This is a genomic window from Duganella zoogloeoides, from assembly GCF_034479515.1.
Lineage (GTDB): Bacteria > Pseudomonadota > Gammaproteobacteria > Burkholderiales > Burkholderiaceae_D > Rugamonas > Rugamonas zoogloeoides.
Genome location: NZ_CP140152.1, coordinates 5,725,997 through 5,744,935 on the forward strand (window position 1 = coordinate 5,725,997; position 18,939 = coordinate 5,744,935).

Below are 18,939 nucleotides of genomic sequence, written 5' to 3' on the forward strand. Positions count from 1 at the left end.
AAAGAAAACGCCATGACATCACGTCACTATTTGACCGCGGCGCGCTGCAGCCTCGTTGTTGCAGTTGCGCTCACCGCTGGTGTCGCCAGTGCCCAGCAGCCGTTGCTGGTGTACGGCCCGGGTGGACCGGCTCCTGCGATGAAAGAGGCGGCGGCGGCATTCGAGCATGCGAACGGCATCAAAGTCACCGTCACGGCCGGCCCCACGCCGAGCTGGATCGACCACGCAAAACAGGATGCGGACATCATCTACAGCGGTTCGGAAACGATGATGACGGACTTTACGTTAGCGATGGGCGGCAAGATACAGGAGGCAAGCATTACCCCGCTATATATGCGTCCCCTGGCGATCCTGGTGCGTCCCGGCAATCCCAAGCACCTGCGCGGCGTGGCCGACCTGATGCAGCCCGGCGTGCGCCTGCTGGTGGTCAACGGTGCCGGCCAGAACGGCGTCTGGGAAGACATGGCTGGCCGCAAAGGCAGCATGGAGTCGGTGCGCAGGGTACGCGCGAATATTGCCAGTTACGCACCCAACAGCGCGAGCGCGCGCGATACCTGGACCGCGCGCACCGACATCGACGCGTGGCTGATCTGGAATATCTGGCAGGTGTCGAACCCGCGCCTGGCCGACGTCGTGCCAATCGAACCTGATTATGCGATTTACCGCGATACCGGCGTGGCGTTGACTGAGCATGGCGCTGCCAACCCGCAAGCGAAGCAGTTCATCGCATTCCTGCAATCGCCGCAAGGCAGCGCGATCTTTGCCAGGTGGGGCTGGCAGAAATAATGAGTGCCGGATTGTCGGCCTGCGGTGGGTTTCAGTATGTTCAAGTACCGCGTGCAGCGCGTTGCACTGCGGCGGTAACGATTCCTGGACAAAATGGACAATAGCGCACCATCGCGCGGAGCGGTCTACGGGCTTGCCGGACAGCGACTGTCCGCTTTTGGCCGAATCCTGCCGGTGGAGCCAGCATAGCAGGTTGCCGTGTTGAAAATCTAGCGGTAGTCGTGACAGGCCGGTACCGACCCAAAGCAGCCCTTCGCATAGATGCGATCGCTCTTTGATTATTTCAGTTTAAGAATTCGCCTTGCCCCGTTGAGCACGATGATCCCGATAACCGTTCCGACCACTAGGTCAGGATATGGCGAGCCGGTCCACGTAACCAATGCCCCAGCCAGAATCACGCCAACGTTTGCAATCACATCGTTCGCTGAGAAAATATAGCTCGCTTTCATATGCGCACCGCGATCACGTTTCTTTGCAATCATCACGAGGCATGCCACGTTCGCGATCAGTGCAAGAGCACCAACCCCCATCATTAGCGACGATTCCGGCTCGCTGCCAAACGCGAACCGGCGAAGGACCTCGCCCAGCGCGCCGACTGCCAGGACCAACTGGAGCCAGCCGGCGAGATGAGCAGCGCGCGTCTTCAGCGCCGCGGCGCGGCCGACAGCGTACAAGGCCAGGCCATACACCGCTGCGTCGGCGAACATATCGAGGGAATCTGCAACCAATCCGGCAGACTGGGCGACTAGTCCCCACACCATCTCGATGACAAACATGACCGCGTTGATTGCGAGGAGTAAGCGGAGGGTTCTTGACTCAGATGCGTCCCCCGCCTCATCACTGCCGGCATCGGTTGCTGAAAAATCTTCGCGCGAGCCAATCAGGTGGGAACCCAGCTGCAGCGGAATGAGCTTCGCCAATATTGGTTCCAACGGTCCCGTGTGTGCCACGTGAAGCTGCCGCCGCCCGAGATCGAAATCGAGCTTTTTGATGCTGACAATGTCACCAAGAACCAGCCGGATCATGTTCTCCTCCGATGGACAGTCCATCTTTGGGATGCCGAGGGTGCTGATCGTGCTTACCGCTTGCGCCCGCAGCTTTGCTGGCTGCGATCCTCTCAGCTCGACACCCAACCGTAGCGGCTGGAGCGCATCAACGATTGCGTCAGGCGAGCCTTGGTGCAGCGCCGTTATTGTTCGTGTACTGAGATTGAAGGATATTTTCTCGATGTCCGGCACATTGCTTAACGCCATCCGGATAAGGTTTTCCTCCGAAGGACAGTCCATTTTAGACACGAACAGTTCGGTTTCAAGACCGGCGGCTGAGAGAGATTGATCGGGGGCCATGAGATTGAACAGTGGATGCTAATGGCGCAAGGGTAAACCTTCAACCTACTTGAACGTCAAGCTTTGATATCCAACGATCTGTCTGGCCGACTGTTACGACAACCTTCGTCAACGAGGGGGAGTCAGAGCGTCAATAATGCGGCAATCTGCTACCCGGCCACCTCGGCATGATGTCAAAAGGCGTGACAGGTGCTCTTTTAATTCGATGAGATCAGCGATTTTCTGTTCGACTTCAGCCAAGTGCTGTTCGGTGAGGGCCATTACGGTACAGCAGTCACCATCACCCTGATCTGAGAACGCCAATAAACTTCGCACCTGGTCGATCGTGAAGCCGATTTCTCTAGCTCGACGGACGAAGGTCAGCCTCGCCAAATCGTTGTCTCCATAGATACGATAGTTGCTGTTCGACCGCGAGGGAGACTCCAGCAGCCCGATCTTTTCATAATAGCGAATCGTCGCAGATGGGGTCGCTGCCACGCTGGCGAGCTGGCCGATTGTAAAATTAGTACGCATTTACTTGACCTTAAAGTGACTTCAAGGTTTATAAAGTCAGATCGTCACTCCGTCAAGTTAATTCCATCATGCGCATCAGAATCCATGAATCTGTTACTGCAGTCCTGCTGTTCATATGCATGACTGCACAGCCCGCTTTTGCTCAAGGCGCGGCACTGACATTAAGCGATGCCGTCGAAAAGGCATTGGCTCAGGCGCCACAAATCCAAGCTGCTGATGCGGCACTGCGCGCGGCAGAAGCCAACGTGCAGCTATCTGGCTTGCGGCCAAATCCAACACTGTCAGTGGAGGCCGAAAACGTAATGGGCTCAGGTCGGTATGCTGGCTTCGGCGGCGGCGAGAAGACCATTGCGTTTTCAGTACCCCTTGAACTGGGAGGAAAACGGCAGGCTAGGGTGCGCGTAGCCCAAGCCGAGCGCACCGCTGCCGGCATTGGTACTCGTACCGCCCAAGCTGACCTGACGCTGCAGGTGACAGAAGCTTTTATCGGCCTGGCCGCCAGCGAGCGGCAGGCGAAGATAGCGATAAGTAATCATGAGCTTGCTGAACGCGCCTACCACGCGGCACGAGAGCGAGTGCGCGCCGGGAAAGCGTCACCGATCGATGAACAACGCGCCGACGTCTTACGCATCAATGCCGAGGTGCGATCTTCCAAATCGACGCGCGCGGTTGAGCTGGCCCGTTCGACAATCGCGCGATTGACAGGCATCTCTCAACCGATCACTGTTGTGTCGCCCTGGTTCGAGCGGATCGACGGCAATAACCCAGTATCTCCTGTTAGCCAGAGCTTAGGATTTGCCGCAGCTGAGGCTAACGTCGCTGCCGCCAGCGCCCGCATCGACGCGGCTAGTCGCGACCGCACTCCGGACGTCACGCTGACGATCGGGATGCGCCGATATGGCGACACTTCCGACAAGGCGGCGGTACTAGGTTTGACGGTTCCACTGCCATTGTTTAACCGGGGTACCGCCGTGGTGGCGCGGTCCCAGGCCGAATACGATCGCGCAGTATCGGCACGACGTGCTGTCGTGCTCGAATTTGAGCAGTCGATTGCGCAAGCAGACAGTGACGTTGCCGACGCCCTCGCGGCTGCACGTGCGGCCAACGGTCCGGCCCTGGCCGCCGCCGAGGAAGCGGCGCGAATCGCACGGATCGGCTACCGCGAAGGCAAGTTTCCGCAACTCGAACTGATTGAGGCTGAGCGTGCGCTGGCGGAGACCCGTGAGGCTTCGGTTACTGCGCTGACGGCACTGCACACGTCGCGTGCACGTCTGGCGCACCTCCAAGGTTTTAAGTCTCCAATTTATAAGGATTGACCCATGCAAGCGGTATTCCGATCGGGCCTGTGCGCCGCGATGATCCTGTTGAGCGCCTGCTCTCCAAAGCCTGAAACGGCAAAGCCGAAAGATTCGGTTGCGGCGCAGAGCGAAGAAAAAGAAAGCGCCAAGAGTAAAAACGAGGCGAAGAAAGATGCCAAGAACGAGGCAAGAGAAAGCACCGAAGTCGAAGAGAAAAAGGGCGCTGCGGAAGGAAAGGAAGATTTCGTCGCCCTGTCCGATCGGCAAATCAAAGCCGCCGGGATCGAAGTGCTTCCATTACGCAAGTCGTTCGCCGGAGCCATTGAAGCCCCTGCGTTGATCGCTGCCGATCCGACGCAGTCTGCGGTTGTCTCCAGTTCGGTCAGCGGTCGGGTCGTCGAGATCAGGCGTAATCTTGGAGAAGCTGTTGGACAAGGGGACGTGCTTGCGGTGATTGAAAGCCGCGATATTGCCCAGCTGCGCGCCGATACCGACATCACCAGGCGGCAAGCGGAGCTGGCCCAAGCAACGTTCAAGCGTGAAGAACGCCTGTACGCCGAAAAGGTTTCGTCCCGACAGGACTTCGAGGTTGCCCGCGCAGCCGCGCAGGAAGCGGGCACGCGCCTGAGTCTGGCGCAGCAGCAACTCGGAGCCGCAGGTGGTGCCGGCGGTGGGCAATCGAATCGACTGTCGCTGCGTTCGCCAATCAAGGGTTATGTCACTGCCCGCCAGATTACGCTCGGCGACGTGATCGAGCCCAATGCACACCTGTTTGAGGTGGCAAACCTGAATGACCTGGCCGTTGAATTGTCGCTTTCACCGAACGACGCAGCACGCGTGGCCGTCGGGGCAACAGTGGATGTTTCAACCGGCGAGCGCACAGGGTCAGCGCGAATCATCAATGTGTCGCGCATAGTCGACCCCGCCACGCGGCAGGTGCGCGCTATCGCCAAACTGTCGAACAAGAACGCTACATGGCGCATTGGCGAGACCGCCCGTGCATCGATTGCTCTTGCTGGCGGCGCCACTGGTGGCCAGCTCGCCATCCCCCGTACGGCCGTCCAAACCGTCGAGGACAAACCGAGCGTATTCGTCCGCACAAAGGAAGGGTTCGCGATCAAACACGTCGTTCTCGGCGCCGCTGTCGCAGGCTATGTGCGGATAATGTCCGGTCTGGATGGAAGTGAACAGATCGCGGTCAGCAACACTTATCTGTTGAAAGCAGAGCACGGTAAAGGTGAGGCTGGTGACGATGACTAATTTTCTCATCCTGCCAAGCTGCGAGGTTCGCTGGTCATGATTTCACGAATCGTAAATTTTTCCGTCGCCCGCCGCTGGCATGTGTTTATCGCAACGATTCTATTATCGATCGTTGGCGCTTTCGCGCTGACTCGCCTGCCCATCGATGCAGTGCCCGACATCACCAACACGCAAGTCCAGATCAACGTTGTGGTGCCGTCTCTCTCTCCGGCCGACGTGGAGCGTCAAGTAACGTACCCAATCGAAACCGCGTTTGCCGGTATCCCCGGACTGGAAACCACACGCTCTCTGACCAGGCACGGTTTCGCCCAAGTCACTACCGTATTCAAAGACGGAACTGACATCTATTTCGCACGACAGCAGATGTCCGAGCGCCTACGCGCCGTCGAACGAACGCTGCCGGCTGGAGCAAGCGCGAGTCTGGGACCGATCGCCACCGGCCTTGGTGACGTGTACATGTGGACCGTCGAATTCGCGGCAAAGCCCGGCCCAAAGACGGGCGCTGGCGGCGGCCTGCAGGCGGACGGCAGCTATGTGACACCCGAAGGTGAGGTGCTGCATAACGCGGCCGAAAAGGCTACCTACCTGCGCACGGTCCAGGACTGGATCGTTGCCCCCCAACTGAAGAACACTGAGGGTCTTGCAGGAGTGGACGTCATTGGTGGCTACGTCAAACAGTACGTGGTTACGCCTGATCCGCAACGGCTTGCAGCCTTGGGAATCAGCCTGCCAATGCTGGGTGAAGCTCTGGAACGCAACAACACCAGTGTTGGTGCCGGCGTTGTGTTTCAAAACGGCGAGGCGCTAACCGTCAAAGCCGATGCGCGCATTACTTCGGTCGAGGAGCTTGGTAAGACGGTCATTACGACCCGCAATGGCACCCCCGTACTAGTGTCGCATGTTGCTACGGTTGGCCTTGGACAGGAAGTGCGCTTCGGGTCTGCATCGGAAGGTGGACAAGAGGTGGTTGTTGGTACCGCAGTAATGCGCATCGGTGGAAACAGCCGCACGGTGGCAGCAGCGGTTGACACGCGATTGAAGGAAATCGCGCGCTCCCTTCCCCCGGATATGCTGATCCGATCGGTGCTCGACCGCACTCGCCTGGTCGATGCAACCATCAAGACCGTTGCCACCAACCTGACCGAAGGTGCGTTGCTGGTCATCGTCGTGCTCTTCGCACTGCTTGGCAACCTGCGCGCGGCGCTGATCGCAGCGGCAGTGATTCCGGTAACGATGATTTTAACTTCCGCAGGGATGTTGCAAGCTGGCTTGTCAGCCAATCTCATGAGTTTGGGCGCACTGGACTTCGGCTTAATTGTCGACGGCGCCGTGATCATTGTTGAAAATGCACTTCGCCGTATTGCCGAACGCCAGCATGCATCCGGCAAAGTGCTATCGAAGTCAGAGCGGATGGAAACGGTGGCCGCCGCAGCCCGTGAAATGATCCGTCCGAGCGTGTATGGCCAAGCCATCATTATCTTGGTATATGCGCCACTGCTAACCTTCCAGGGAGTGGAAGGCCGCATGTTTGTGCCGATGGCCTTGACTGTCATCCTGGCGCTCGTGTTCGCCTTTATTCTCTCGCTTACATTTGTGCCGGCGGCGATCGCGCTATGGCTTTCACGTCATGTCGACGAAAAAGAAAACCGGCTTATTAAATCCGTATCATCGAGCTACGCTCCTTGGCTGGACCGAGCGCTTGCAAGGCCGATGCTAACCGGCGCTATCGCAGTGGCCGGTTTTGCTGGAGCTATCGCCCTGTTCTCGACGCTAGGTGAGGAGTTTCTTCCAACGCTTGATGAACAGGATGTGCTGCTCCAGGTTGCTCGCATCCCTGGGACCTCCATCGAACAAAGCCAGGCCATGCAGTCTGCGGTGGAAAAGGTTGTGGCCAAGCTCCCTGAAGTAAAGCTCGTATTCTCGAGAACCGGGACGGCGGAGCTCGCGTCGGATCCAATGCCACCGAACATGACCGACACATTTGTCATCGTAAAAGACCGGGCAGAGTGGCCGGAGCCGAAGATGAGCAAGGCCGAGCTGGTCGAAAAAATTGAGCATGCCGTATCAAGCATTCCTGGCCAAAACTATGAACTCACGCAGCCGATCCAGATGCGGTTCAATGAACTGCTGGCTGGTGTACGCGGCGACATCGCTGTCAAAGTGTATGGGGACGATTTCGACGTGATGGTGCGAACGGCTGAGCAAATTGCCGTCAAATTGCGCGCTGTAAAGGGTGCTGTAGACGTGCGCGTCGAACAGGTGCAAGGGCTGCCATTGCTCGACGCGCGCCTGGATCGCGATGCTATGGCCAGAGTGGGTCTGACCGCGCGGGACGTGTATGACACCCTGGCTGCAGCCGTTGCCGGACGCGAGGCCGGTTCCATCTATGAGGGCGATCGACGTTTCGATGTCGTCGTCAAGCTCGGCGAAGCTACTCGCAACGATGTGGAGGCATTGCGCCAGTTGCCCATCTTGACCCCAAGCGGTAGTTTTGTAACGCTCGGGTCAGTGTCGGCACTGGTGACATCCAAGGGGCCAAATCAAATTAGTCGGGAGAATGGCAAGCGCCGGGTTGTAGTGCAGGCGAACGTGCGCGGGCGCGATATCGCCGGCGTAGTCAGGGAAGCTCAATCGAGCATCAACACCGATGTGCGTCTGCCTGCCGGCGTCTGGCTTACCTGGGGAGGACAGTTCGAAAACCTAGAACGTGCGCGTATGCGCTTGGCGTTGGTGGTGCCAGCCTGCTTCGCACTCATCGTCATCTTGCTCTATTCAGCCGTTGGTTCTTGGCGCGCTGCGGCCGTAGTATTCACCGGCGTCCCACTTGCTCTGATCGGTGGTGTTGCGGCGCTGTGGCTGGTCGGTCTGCCGTTTTCGATCTCCGCCGCCGTTGGTTTCATCGCACTCTCAGGTGTGGCGGTGCTGAATGGCCTAGTGATGGCAGGCTCGATCGACGACTTGGCCAAATCGCTGCCTTGGGAGCAAGCCGTGCGAGAAGGCGCCTTGCGGCGCCTACGGCCAGTGTTAATGACCGCCATGGTCGCATCCCTTGGATTCGTGCCGATGGCTGTGGCGACCGGCGCAGGGGCCGAGGTTCAGCGCCCTCTGGCCACTGTGGTTATTGGCGGCCTGATCTCGGCGACCTTCCTAACCCTATTTGTACTGCCTTCGCTGTATCGGCAGTTCGCACGGCCGAAGGACAGAATCGCAGAAGGAATCTCTTAAGGTTGTGATTTGGCAAATGCGCAAGATCGCGCAGCTAAGGCTACGTAATGATGATGTGCAATCCTCCGAAGGACCGCTTTTGGCCGTTCTCGGCCATTCGCGCCAGCATAGCATGTTGACGTTGCTAAAACATCAAGGTCTACCCCGACACGCCGTTGTCGCCCCATTGCGGACACTTCAAGCAGTTACTTCGCGCTAGGCAAGCCGGTCGCTGAGTAGTTGCCGAAGGTGCGGCAGCAGCTCAGCGTAGGTAGAGAGGTAGCGGTCATTGCCGACGTGGCGAGAACCGCGCGCTGCCATAAACAACTCATTTCTGACGTCAGCTAGCGTCGTCCTTGAGCGCATGCGAGCGTTCTTGGAAGCGGCTTCCAATGAGCCGAAGTGCTCGTAACCATTGAACGTCATAGCGAAGGCGAAAACAGCTTCCTTGTCCTCTACTGACGGAAGCGAATCGAGAGACAGCGCTTCATTTGAAATGGGAACAATCACAATAAATCCTTTTCGTCAGGATAAAGATACAACGCAACGTCGAAACGAATAAGCACTAAAGGTCCGCTCTTGGCCGCTAGCTGAAGTCCAGAGGATGGAAATCCGACATTGCTTTACGCAGCAAAAGACGAGTATATACATCTTCATTGCTACCGATTACTTGCCCTAGGTGAAAATACTCGCCTTCATCAAAGGCTTGGTACACCGCCCAAGAGTAGGAAGGGAAATCTTCCAGTGGCGTCCAACGGCAAAGCAATCCGGCGCCGGTCCGGATGTAGGTAATGTCGCTGACATAAGCGAGATTCAGCCCGGCCGGATTGAACTGCCGGTTCAGCGCATTGGCGGCGACCGGCAAGCCGTGTTTGCTATCTGTCGTATGTACGAATTTACGCTTCCAGACGGGCTTCAGGGCCGCCTGACGCATCAGCCTGCGCACTTTGTGGCGCCCCATCTGGAAACCAGAGTTGGCCATGGCCGTATCCAGTCGGCGGCTTCCCTAGCTCTGGCTTGCCATGAACGAGAACTGCTCTTAGATATCGACTTGCGCAAGGAAGAACGGGACTTACGATAACTCTTGTCGCGGTCACATATGCCGCTCAACCAACCCCATTAAGGGAGTTATTTGATGAGTACCGATAAAGTCACGAACCTGACCATTTTTACTACCGACTGGGCGAAAGAAGATCGCCGATCCGTAAAGGCCTACCTCAATAGCAAAGGCGACGGCAGGGTCCTGTGGTGGAGCATCAATCGTTTCATTCACCAGCATTTCAGACCCAAAGCTTCGCTCGAGAAGATCATGGTTTGCTTCCACTCGCGCCACCAAACACTCACCGTATCCAACTTGGAATATCGAGCCTACGTACAGGAGGTGGCAAAGGCAATCCAGTCCGAGGGAGTCGTAGCAGGCATTCAACTCGCGATTTCCTCAGCCCGTAAGACGCGTTTATCTGAAGGATCCACGTACTCGCAACTCTCCTGAGATCAGTATGCCAATCCACAAATGTGGTTGGCATAGGCAGGACATAGTGATTTCGCCCTCAACATCATGAAGACAAAAAATGAACAAACTTATTGAGCATATTAAAAAAGTAGCGATCGAAGACACCCGCCTTTTTTTCGAACCACTCGCTGCAGTGAAACGCCTGATCCGCCGTGTGGCCACGGCCATCGCTTCCCGGATCAGGCGATCGAAGCCAAACGACAAGAAGGACGATGACCAATGAGAAGTGGTGCCTTCTATTTGCTGCTCTACTTCCATCCAATAGCGAAGATCCTTCTTACAATTGTGTGTCGGGTTTGCGGCTTCCTCGCAGTCATCACGCTGGTCGGAATGTTCTTTAACGACTCTTGGGTGGGCATTATCGTGATTGCTGCGCTCTTCTTTTTGGTGTCGATCAGCGCCTCGATTCTTCAGGCAAAGTACACCGGGCTTCTGCTGAAACTCCAACCGGACGAGACTGAATACACTTTCTACGACTAATTGAACAGCCAAGGCCGACCGTCGCGTGACAGTCGGCCTTGGTGCCTCGCATCCCTCGGTGAAACGCGAGGGAATCTGCAGCATCTTCTAGCCCACTGTACGTCGTATCCCCACCTCACCGCTCACCGGCTCCCAGATATCGACTACATCCGTCATTCAGATATCTTGACTATATCTGCAATTCAGATAATATGGATATATCTGAATAACGGATACAACACATGTCCTTCTCGCCCACTACCCACCGCCTCCTCACAGCGTCGCAACTCGGCCAGTTGCTTGCATCGACCCGCAAACGGCACAAGATCACGCAGGCGACTGTAGGCACGCGTGTCGGCTTGAGCCAGAATCGCATCTCCTACCTGGAGAGCCATCCTGACGAAATCAGCGTCAAGCAATTACTCAGTTGGTGCTCCGCACTCGAGCTGGAACTGCAGTTGGGCGAGCGCGATACGTCCGCCGCAAGCAATACGGCCGAGTGGTAGTCATGGGCCGCCACTCACACAGCCAAACGCTCCATCTTTGGGCAAATGGCGACTACGTCGGACGCTGGACGGTCAAGGCCAACGGCGTCTCCGAACTTCAGTACGATGCGTCCTGGCAAAGCTCAAGGCTCGGGCGCCCGATCTCGCTGTCGCTGCCGTTCAATCTACGCAATGAACCACTCAAGGGTGCCAGTGTTGCCAACTACTTTGAGGGCTTGCTGCCGGACAGTGACATCATTCGCAAACGCGTTGCGACCCGGTTCAAGACAGGCTCTCTCGAACCGTTCGACCTGCTCGCGGCTATCGGCCGGGACTGCGTCGGCGCCTTGCAGCTACTGCCCGAAGGCGGCAAACCGGAAGGGCTGGCCCAGGTCGATGGCATCGCCCTTGACGAGGAAGACATCGAGCGGCACCTGCTCGAAGTGGTCAGCTCGGAGCGACACGGCGCCACAGATGATGCCGACGATGATTTCCGCATTTCGCTCGCTGGCGCACAAGAGAAGGACGCCTTCTTGTGGTGGAATGGAAAATGGATGAAGCCGCGCGGCGCGGCGCCAACAACGCACATCTTCAAGCTCCCGGTCGGCATGGTAGGTGGGAAAAAAGCTGACTTCACCACTTCAGTCGATAACGAGTGGCTGTGCCTGCGGCTGTTCAAGGAATACGGGCTGCCCACGGCAAATGCCGAAATTGCGACGTTCGGCGCGCAACGGGTGCTGGTCGTCGAGCGTTTTGACCGCGTGCGATCACCCAATGGCAAGCATCTCTTCCGGCTGATTCAGGAGGATTTTTGCCAGGCGACGGGAACATCACCGCTGCTGAAATACGAAAATGACGGTGGGCCGGGGTTAAAACAGATGTTTACCCTGCTGCAGCAATCGCAGCAGAGCGCTACCGACATGCACACGCTGATGGCCTCCCAACTTCTGTTCTGGATGCTGCGCGCACCCGATGGCCACGCCAAGAACTTCAGTATCCAGCTACTGGCGGGCGCCGGCCGGTTCAAGCTGACGCCCATCTATGATGTGATGTCCGGCTATCCTGTGATCGGCCCTGGACCCAACCAGTGGGCCGAACGCAAGCTCAAGATGGCGATGGCGCTACTCGGAAGCAACCGGCACTACCTTGCGCATGGCATACAGCGGCGACACTTCAATAGCACTGCAAAAGCGGTCGGCTATGGCTCGGACGCCGAACAGCTCATGCTCGATTTCATTGCCCGCACACCCGCAATTGTAGACAAGGTCCGCGGCGAACTGCCTGTGGGGTTTTCGGAAAAGGTGGCCGACAAAATTCTGGGCGGCCTGCTTGATGCCGCAGCCGCCCTTCAACGGATGCCGCCAGCCTGACCAGTGCCTCGCAGACGGCACGGCCGCGCACCGGGCACTACCGCGAAAATGGCCAGTATTTTAACCTCGGTTAAACATGAGGAAAATCAGCAGCATCTTCTGGCCAGCTGTTCCGTTATTCCTCTTCTAAAAACGCATCCACCTCGAACTACAGCTCAGCAGGATCAATGCACAGCTGGCACCGATCGTGTTCGACAAGGAGTTCATGAAACGACCCATCCGGGGACTGTGCGACAGCTGCCTTGATCTTCTCTTGAACAATCCGTGTTGCCTCGCCAAGCAGGTCATGCCAGATGAGTGGAAGGAACACATTGGCAAGCCAGGACCTGAGGGTTTCTCCAGCACCATCTTCACTTTGAAAAGAAATGACTGACCAGTTCTCATCTCCCTCATCACAGTCGAACTCGGGATAATATTGAGGATGGTTGCGGTACAGCCACATGAAAAGGTCTTCCAACTGCGCACTTTGCGGGAACGCCAGCAAGAGCTCCATTGGCATGAACTCAAAACGCAAAATCGCTGGGCTCTTGTCGTTATCGGGATCACTCGGATTTGCCACCTCACTTAACGTTCCCCAGGAAAAAACATACCCCTGTTTATCCAGGTATTCGTCGAGCATGCTAAGGTCCCATCCATCTTTGGAAAGACTACACACGTCTTCAGCAGCAAGAAATGAATACTTGCCATGGACAAGCTCCCGTATAAGCTTTGCTGGCATCCCAAGCTGTACGGGACACGCGCTGATCAACAAATCCCTCGCCGCTCCATTCACTTCCATATCGCGATTGGTATTCACTCTACTTCTCCTATTAACACAACAAAAAATCGTTCAACATCGCTTCAGCGCTGGTGCGCAGCGCCAGAGGAGTCTCCAGCCCAGGAGGCATCCATTCCACCCCGTGACGCCGGGCATGCTTCGCAAACAACGTATGTGCCTGGTCAGCAGTCAAGGCCAGGCCGGCGCGAGCCATCATTTCCTGCATAAACCGACAGTCCTCCAACCGATCGGCTGGGACTTCGGGAAGTGCAACAGCGTCAAGAATTCGAAGTGCTTTCTGAATCGTCACGATCCCTTGATCGCTGTCCGGAAAAGGTGCCGAGGACGGCTCGAAGGAACCGATATACGCGCTCGTCACAGCCTGCCGGTTATGTCCCAACGCTTGCGCTAACTTCGCCTTCACGACGCCGCTATCGGCGCCATCCAGCTGCCCTGCCCTGCCACCCATCGTGGGCGGGATCATCCCGAGCAGCAACGCATGGTTCTCGGCAAATTGCGCGCGCAATCCATGTCCTGTTATGCCAGCATCGGCTTTGGTAAAGCCGAACGACGTCATCAAATTCTCGTAGCGGCGAATGTTCTGCTCCAGACTGGCTATTTGGCCCGACCGGGAATACTCCCAACCAAGCGCTTTGTTTTTCGACACGCGTGCTTTGACGTAGTCGAGCAAATCACGCTGCCCGTGTGACGCGATGGGAATATTTCGCCAACGACCACCTTTGCCCATCCCCGGAAAAACCTGCAGGTAATGGCCGTAGTCCTGAACGTGTGGATTGCATTTCAGGACCTCTTCACGCCGCAGTCCAAAGCCCAGCTCAAGGCGTAACATCAGACCGAGGCACGGGTCGCGCTCGTCAACCTTGCGGAACGTCTCGACCAGATCAATGCCATGTCCGGACCAAGACTTCGTGGTTCGTGCGGCCGAACGAACTTTCAACAATTCAGGATCTACATCCGGCAGATATTTCTGGACGGCGCCAACCATGCCTGGCTTGCCGAGCATTGCGCAGAAAACGCGTAATCGGGACAGGTCGTTCTGGATGGTCTTGGCTTTCTTGTGCTGGCAATACCACCAGTGCTTGACGAGCACTTCGATGTGCCGTTCACCGAGATTCTTCGGATCCTGAATCTTGTAGCCGAGTTCATGCAGCCGCCGGATCGATGCATATAAAACGTCTTTCGTCAGTGTCTGGGTGCGTTCGGACGCCACCTTGCCATTGACCCGGCGTGTGCCTGCCAATTTCATGATGTCGTTCACTTTTTGCTGCCACATATGTCCTCCACAAGAACCATCGATACCTCTTATCACCAGATGCGGAAGCGCAGCGGGGCGGGGGTAAGGCTCCCGTCTTAAATAAACCGGTTTCGCATCAGCGGGCCTTACTGCCAACCACCGATGCGCCGAGCCCTTGCGGTACTCGGTATCTCTTCCCGGGAAGAGAACTGAACATTGAGCAGTTTCTCGCTGCGCACTCCCAGACCAGGTCCGGGCGTTGAGGGTGCGCGCCTCCAGTTACGGGAAAACCAGTGAGAGCTGGCGTGACGTTCTCAGACGCCGTGCTTGACGCACATGCGGCCTGAGGGGTGACGAGCCCGATCACGATGTTTGCAGTTGAAGTGTTGGAGGGTGGTGCTCTTCGGAGCGAAGAAGGGAGGGAGACATGGCTGTAGCGTGGCCGTCTGCGCTAACCACTCAAGCAGGAACGTCGATCTGTGATCGGGTTTTCCCTGCCATTGCGCTGGAAAGCAGATAACGACACGTTTTGGGGATCACTCTGTACCTGCCTGTAGAGCCTTGCAGACAAGACTAGACCAGATAAGAGCTGTTTTTTTGATGGTGATGGGTGCTCGCGATTGGATGAAAGCGAGCGATGCCAAACGCTTGGCGTTGCGAAAAGCTGTTCTCTCTCTGGACAGAACAACTTGAAATTGCGGGGAACAAAAATGCCGAAGGCCGACGCTGCGTAATTTATACAAGCGTAGCTAGCGTGTCAAGACACATTTTTTGCTGCGCCGCTTGTCTGGATTTCCGCACTTGGTGATAGCTAATAACGGCGCATTTTCGAACCTCGATATTCGACACGGACTACTTCCCGGTTCCGGTTGCATCTTCAGGTCACGAGGGAAACCTGACTTGCGCACGCCGGCTTGCGCTTTACATTAAATCTTTCACTGACACTTGGAGTTCTAAATGGAAAACATCTCAATCGCAATCGATGGCGGCCACTCAATGTTCAAAATACGCGCAGCCTCGCTGGCTTCGCCAGACGAGCGTCATTCGTTTCAGATTCCCACTGTCGTGATCCCCGCTATCACGCTGACGAACGAGCAGACGCGACAAAAAGCTGAGCTTGAGACTGTCGAGGTGGATGGGCGCAGATACTTCTTCGGCGATACCGCGTTGCGGCAAGGCCGCTCAGAAGTTTACACGGGACAAAATGCGGATTGGATCGAAAGTCCCCAGCACGATGCACTGGTGCTGGGAGCATGGCGCAAGGCCATGCAGGCGTTCGGCAATCCCTCGGCAAGGGTTCATCTGGTGATGGGCTTGCCGGCCAAGTTCGTGGGGCCGCAGCGCGACACGCTCCGCAACCGCATCGTGGCTTTGCTGACCCCTCGCCTCCGGCCCGGCCAGACGCTCAGGGTGATGGTGCAGAGCCAGGCGGATGCACCGCTGCAGTGGCTCTCGATCGAGAATAACGGTAGTCTCCACCCGCAGCGAGATCTCGACAGCGAGGCCTGGGGCGTCATCGAGATCGGCCACTACACCACCGACTTCGCGCTGTGCGATCGCGGCTCCATGATGGAGTATGCGGCCATATCGTGCGCAGGCATGCATCTGGTGTACGACGGCATGTCCAGCGCCCTGGCGCAGGCCAAGCTGCCAACATCACTGGACGTGGTCGACGCGGCAGTGCGCAGCGGAAGCATCAAACACTTCGGGCAGCGAGTCGACGTCATTCCCTTGCTCAATCAGGCAAAAGCAGGCTTCGAAGCCGTCGTCATGGATGAAGCCAACCGCGTATTTGGCCAAAAAGCGGCCGTATTGGACGGCATCATCATCGGCGGTGGAGGTGCTGAAATGCTGCTTGATGGACTCAAACAACGGTATCCCAATGCTGTCACCAGCGACGAGCCGCGGATGATGGTCGCGGAAGGCTTCTGCCGCCTCGGCCTGTTGTCACTGCTGCAGTCCTGATCCAGGGGGCTGCCATGTCGACACCAATGGATAAGCCGCCGAAAATCGGTACCGAGATCACGGTTCGCATCAGCCTGACTTTTCAGGAGGCACCGGACGTCCACACTCTATTGGCGATGACGCCAGTGCGCGAGCGAGGCAAGCTCGTGCGCCTGGCTTTGGAGAGATACATCGCGGAGATCGGTCATCCAGCAGGTGACGTCGAGCAGCAGATCCACGCCATCTCGACATGGCTGAGGTCCCGAAGTGGGCGGGAGGAACCGACGGAGCATACTCCAAGCACTTCCGGAAAGCCCCGCCTGGTCGAGGCTATGAGCGAAACCCAAGTTCGCGAAACGGCAAAGCCTGTGCCAGCACCAGGTGAACTGGCTCAGAAAGAGACATCCAGTGCGTCCTCACCCATTGCGAGATGGCTTCAAACTTAGGTGGACAATCGGATGATCGATTGAATCCGCAGGCTAAATAAGCTCAGAAAGGAAAGTCTGAAAGGCACCCGAAATGGGCATCGACGAACGGATTTGGACCGCCGGAGGCAGAACCGCGAGAAAATGCTTTTCTGTTACGGTCACATAATTACACTTCAAGCTCCATCCACGTCAAAAGGAGCATTTAATGAACCAAAAACAAGCTGATCATAACGCTAACCAGCATAACCCGAACAACATCACGCACAAGCAGGTGAATGACAATCGTTCGAATCAGGGAAATCCCACAAGCCCGGTGCATGACAAAGGCAGAGCCATTCAGCAACCGGCCGTGAAGCGCAAATAAAATAGAAGGCAATATCTTGGGGCGCGCAGCATCAATTTGCGGGCCCCGCTTCCAAAATGGAGTGTGCAATGGCAAGAAAAAAGGCTAATGACGGAGTTTTGGCAACGATCGAGCGACTGACAGGCAAAGTGCCTTGCCCTATGTATTTACGGAGTGCGCTGAACAAGTATTTGTACCAGGAACAGCTATTTGAAGGCGCGACTGCGGGGAATACACATGGTCGCCGTAAACAGCTGGGACAGCTACGTGGCCCAGATACTGACAACCTCGTGCGTAACCTGCTGGACCTCGATGCGCTCTTCAGCGGTGAGACAACCACGGTGATAGAGGTCGTCACTGGTGCAATAGATGCGAATATCTTGAACGAACGGCTGAATGATGTCGAGCAAAGCATGCAGCAACGCCTCGATATCTACCGCTACTGGCTGGATCGTATCTCGTCAGCGCGCTCCGTTCTTGCTGACCCTCATTTGAATTTAAAGGTAGACAGGCTGGATGAGAGGTTGTTGGCCGCCAGGAATACTGAAATACCGGCTATTGCTCCCTTTGCGCTGCATGCACTGCAAGTGCAGGAGGCAAGTGAAGCGAAGGCGCGGACAGGCTTGCCAAGCGCAGCTGAGTTTGTATCAAGGGCGGATGCTTATCTCGCGCTGGACGACTTGGCGAATGCGGATAGAAATGCCTGCTCAGCTATCGAGCAAGACGCAGCTTGCGCACGAGGCTGGTTTATCCGCGTCGCAATCGCGCTCCGACGCCGTCAATCGGCAATGCGAACCTTCCATCGGAAGAGGATGGAGGCGCAGGAATTTGCGGAACCACTCTCGGGGCATGAACGATGGGCAAATGAACAAGCCGACGAGTCAGCTAACGATGCCTGGGAGCACCAACAGTCTCTGGATGCGATACTGCCGCAAGCCATTTTGCATTGGCCCCAAAATGCAGGGCGACGTGAATACGCCGATTTATGGAAGCAGGTTCGCAACGTATTCGTCGGAAGAATGTTCGCGATTGCGGTGCACGATGTCCAGCGAGCAGGCTCACGGGAGCAGTGGGCGCATCTGAACGGCCTGGAGCTAGAATGGGAAATCGAGCACCGAAAGCAGCCATATGCGTCGAGCAGCGGATTGACTGGAAGCTCATCATTCAACGCAGAGGAAACGCGAGCCATCACTAAACTGCTGGCTGTCTACGATGATAAGCCTCAGCAGTTTTTTGACATCATTGAGGATAGCAGAATCTCCACTGACTTCCAGCTTTATCACCTGCGCTTCGCGCTACGCATGGAAGGTTGCGACGCGCACTGGGCCAAGCTGCAGGCCGCAGCTACGACAAGCACGCTTGCCTCGCAGGCCGATAACCTGATGCGGGATCCTACTGTAGCGAAACTATGGCAGGCGCATTACTGCCGCCACAGTCACCCAGCTGCTCTGGTGCAGTCTTACACGAAATGGCTAAAGGAAACCCAAGCTCAAAGCAACGGACACCTTCGTCACTCTGTCCTGCGGCAATATGCCTACCTATTTCACCATCAATTCGTGCGGCGGCAATTCGGCCTATGCGGGGAGGTGGCCGCTGAGGCACTCGCACTTTTTGAAGGAGCTACAGCGCTGACCGGCTGGTTCGGGTGGCAGCCGCATCCTTACGACGATTCCATCAGCATGCCGCTCCATCAATGCTGTTACTGGGAGTATCTTGCCGCAGTCGCTGCCGTCGAGCAGCGCAGGAAGAGCGAGCCCCTATCACCACAAGCACAAGCGATACTCGATGACGAAAGCCGCTGGAGAGAGGCCTTTTCAGAACAAACCAAATGCTTTTGGACGGCTTCAATGGAGTACGAGGAGGGCTATGGCGAAGACTGGCCCGAGCCGCCTTATGGAATCGACCTGCGCGAGCAGGAAAGTTGGGCGAAAGAGGCGCAACTTGTACCACATAAATGAACTGAAGGCGGTGCGCGTCA

General features: G+C 56.7%; 18 protein-coding genes and 1 pseudogene. 13 read left to right on the forward strand and 6 right to left on the reverse strand.

All coding sequences use genetic code 11. From position 1 onward, the window contains the following. Positions 1–12: 12 nt before the first annotated feature. Positions 13–786, forward strand: coding sequence for a substrate-binding domain-containing protein (locus SR858_RS25160; protein WP_051120405.1), 774 nt, complete (start codon positions 13–15; stop codon positions 784–786). 278 nt (positions 787–1,064) lie between these two features. Here SR858_RS25160 and SR858_RS25165 read toward each other — a convergent pair whose 3' ends face one another. Both SR858_RS25165 and SR858_RS25170 read right to left on the reverse strand, forming a co-directional pair. Beyond that, positions 1,065–2,132 carry a cation transporter gene (locus SR858_RS25165; protein ID WP_154819999.1) on the reverse strand — a complete coding sequence of 356 codons (1,068 nt, stop codon included), beginning with the start codon at positions 2,130–2,132 and terminating at the stop codon, positions 1,065–1,067. A 108-nt stretch (positions 2,133–2,240) separates the two neighbouring features. Further along, positions 2,241–2,645, reverse strand: a complete 405-nt coding sequence (locus SR858_RS25170) for a MerR family transcriptional regulator (RefSeq protein WP_084670228.1) — start codon at positions 2,643–2,645, stop codon at positions 2,241–2,243. Positions 2,646–2,713: 68 nt separating this feature from the next. Here SR858_RS25170 and SR858_RS25175 point away from each other — a divergent pair, with 68 nt between their 5' ends. From SR858_RS25175 to SR858_RS25185, 3 genes are read left to right on the forward strand one after another with little or no spacing between them, the layout of a single operon-like run. After that, on the forward strand, positions 2,714–3,961 hold the full coding sequence (locus SR858_RS25175) for a TolC family protein (protein WP_084670226.1): 1,248 nt from the start codon (positions 2,714–2,716) through the stop codon (positions 3,959–3,961). Positions 3,962–3,964: 3 nt separating this feature from the next. Next, positions 3,965–5,203, forward strand: coding sequence for an efflux RND transporter periplasmic adaptor subunit (locus SR858_RS25180; protein ID WP_026637804.1), 1,239 nt, complete (start codon positions 3,965–3,967; stop codon positions 5,201–5,203). Positions 5,204–5,239: 36 nt separating this feature from the next. Continuing rightward, positions 5,240–8,428 (forward strand): efflux RND transporter permease subunit, encoded by a 3,189-nt coding sequence (locus SR858_RS25185; protein WP_019924671.1) that lies wholly within the window; start codon positions 5,240–5,242, stop codon positions 8,426–8,428. 195 nt (positions 8,429–8,623) lie between these two features. On the opposite strand, the gene SR858_RS25190 is transcribed toward SR858_RS25185, so the two are convergent. Together SR858_RS25190 and SR858_RS27805 are read right to left on the reverse strand one after the other, a co-directional pair. Beyond that, positions 8,624–8,917, reverse strand: coding sequence for a hypothetical protein (locus SR858_RS25190; RefSeq protein ID WP_026637640.1), 294 nt, complete (start codon positions 8,915–8,917; stop codon positions 8,624–8,626). A gap of 256 nt (positions 8,918–9,173) precedes the next feature. Further along, positions 9,174–9,413: pseudogene (locus tag SR858_RS27805) on the reverse strand (IS3 family transposase); the annotation flags it as partial. Positions 9,414–9,542: 129 nt separating this feature from the next. Here SR858_RS27805 and SR858_RS25200 point away from each other — a divergent pair. The 5 genes from SR858_RS25200 to SR858_RS25220 all read left to right on the forward strand — a co-directional run bounded on the left by SR858_RS25200 (position 9,543) and on the right by SR858_RS25220 (position 12,234). Continuing rightward, the gene (locus SR858_RS25200; protein ID WP_019924938.1) at positions 9,543–9,899 is read left to right on the forward strand and encodes a hypothetical protein; all 357 of its coding nucleotides are present in this window, start codon (positions 9,543–9,545) and stop codon (positions 9,897–9,899) included. 79 nt (positions 9,900–9,978) lie between these two features. Beyond that, entirely contained in the window at positions 9,979–10,143 is a 165-nt protein-coding gene (locus tag SR858_RS25205) for a hypothetical protein (RefSeq protein ID WP_019924939.1), read from the forward strand. Beyond that, positions 10,140–10,400, forward strand: coding sequence for a hypothetical protein (locus SR858_RS25210; protein WP_019924940.1), 261 nt, complete (start codon positions 10,140–10,142; stop codon positions 10,398–10,400). Before SR858_RS25205 ends, SR858_RS25210 begins: the two co-directional genes overlap by 4 nt. 221 nt (positions 10,401–10,621) lie before the next feature. Further along, a complete protein-coding gene (locus SR858_RS25215; protein ID WP_019924941.1) occupies positions 10,622–10,885 on the forward strand; it encodes a helix-turn-helix domain-containing protein in 264 nt (87 codons plus the stop codon). Between the two features lie 2 nt (positions 10,886–10,887). Then, entirely contained in the window at positions 10,888–12,234 is a 1,347-nt protein-coding gene (locus SR858_RS25220; protein WP_026637859.1) for a type II toxin-antitoxin system HipA family toxin, read from the forward strand. Positions 12,235–12,382: 148 nt separating this feature from the next. Here SR858_RS25220 and SR858_RS25225 read toward each other — a convergent pair whose 3' ends face one another. Continuing rightward, entirely contained in the window at positions 12,383–13,030 is a 648-nt protein-coding gene (locus SR858_RS25225; RefSeq protein ID WP_154820168.1) for a hypothetical protein, read from the reverse strand. A gap of 13 nt (positions 13,031–13,043) precedes the next feature. Beyond that, on the reverse strand, positions 13,044–14,285 hold the full coding sequence (locus SR858_RS25230; RefSeq protein WP_019924944.1) for a site-specific integrase: 1,242 nt from the start codon (positions 14,283–14,285) through the stop codon (positions 13,044–13,046). A 918-nt stretch (positions 14,286–15,203) separates the two neighbouring features. Between SR858_RS25230 and SR858_RS25235 the strand changes: the two genes are divergently transcribed. The 4 genes from SR858_RS25235 to SR858_RS25250 all read left to right on the forward strand — a co-directional run bounded on the left by SR858_RS25235 (position 15,204) and on the right by SR858_RS25250 (position 18,919). Further along, positions 15,204–16,211, forward strand: coding sequence for a ParM/StbA family protein (locus SR858_RS25235; protein ID WP_019924945.1), 1,008 nt, complete (start codon positions 15,204–15,206; stop codon positions 16,209–16,211). 14 nt (positions 16,212–16,225) lie between these two features. Beyond that, positions 16,226–16,636, forward strand: a complete 411-nt coding sequence (locus SR858_RS25240; RefSeq protein WP_154820167.1) for a hypothetical protein — start codon at positions 16,226–16,228, stop codon at positions 16,634–16,636. 187 nt (positions 16,637–16,823) lie between these two features. Then, positions 16,824–16,982, forward strand: coding sequence for a hypothetical protein (locus SR858_RS25245; RefSeq protein ID WP_322534113.1), 159 nt, complete (start codon positions 16,824–16,826; stop codon positions 16,980–16,982). 68 nt (positions 16,983–17,050) lie between these two features. After that, complete coding sequence (locus SR858_RS25250) at positions 17,051–18,919, forward strand: hypothetical protein (RefSeq protein WP_154820166.1); 1,869 nt, start codon at positions 17,051–17,053, stop codon at positions 18,917–18,919. The last annotated feature ends 20 nt before the right edge of the window (positions 18,920–18,939 follow it).

Coding starts and splice junctions, on each gene's coding strand:
- SR858_RS25180 (WP_026637804.1), top strand. CDS start 3,965: ATGCAAGCGGTATTCCGATCGGGCCTGTGCGCCGCGATGATCCTGTTG.
- SR858_RS25185 (WP_019924671.1), top strand. CDS start 5,240: ATGATTTCACGAATCGTAAATTTTTCCGTCGCCCGCCGCTGGCATGTG.
- SR858_RS25250 (WP_154820166.1), top strand. CDS start 17,051: ATGGCAAGAAAAAAGGCTAATGACGGAGTTTTGGCAACGATCGAGCGA.
- SR858_RS25210 (WP_019924940.1), top strand. CDS start 10,140: ATGAGAAGTGGTGCCTTCTATTTGCTGCTCTACTTCCATCCAATAGCG.
- SR858_RS25220 (WP_026637859.1), top strand. CDS start 10,888: ATGGGCCGCCACTCACACAGCCAAACGCTCCATCTTTGGGCAAATGGC.
- SR858_RS25240 (WP_154820167.1), top strand. CDS start 16,226: ATGTCGACACCAATGGATAAGCCGCCGAAAATCGGTACCGAGATCACG.
- SR858_RS25205 (WP_019924939.1), top strand. CDS start 9,979: ATGAACAAACTTATTGAGCATATTAAAAAAGTAGCGATCGAAGACACC.
- SR858_RS25170 (WP_084670228.1), bottom strand. CDS start 2,645: ATGCGTACTAATTTTACAATCGGCCAGCTCGCCAGCGTGGCAGCGACC.
- SR858_RS25245 (WP_322534113.1), top strand. CDS start 16,824: ATGAACCAAAAACAAGCTGATCATAACGCTAACCAGCATAACCCGAAC.
- SR858_RS25175 (WP_084670226.1), top strand. CDS start 2,714: ATGCGCATCAGAATCCATGAATCTGTTACTGCAGTCCTGCTGTTCATA.
- SR858_RS25215 (WP_019924941.1), top strand. CDS start 10,622: ATGTCCTTCTCGCCCACTACCCACCGCCTCCTCACAGCGTCGCAACTC.
- SR858_RS25235 (WP_019924945.1), top strand. CDS start 15,204: ATGGAAAACATCTCAATCGCAATCGATGGCGGCCACTCAATGTTCAAA.
- SR858_RS25230 (WP_019924944.1), bottom strand. CDS start 14,285: ATGTGGCAGCAAAAAGTGAACGACATCATGAAATTGGCAGGCACACGC.
- SR858_RS25160 (WP_051120405.1), top strand. CDS start 13: ATGACATCACGTCACTATTTGACCGCGGCGCGCTGCAGCCTCGTTGTT.
- SR858_RS25165 (WP_154819999.1), bottom strand. CDS start 2,132: ATGGCCCCCGATCAATCTCTCTCAGCCGCCGGTCTTGAAACCGAACTG.
- SR858_RS25200 (WP_019924938.1), top strand. CDS start 9,543: ATGAGTACCGATAAAGTCACGAACCTGACCATTTTTACTACCGACTGG.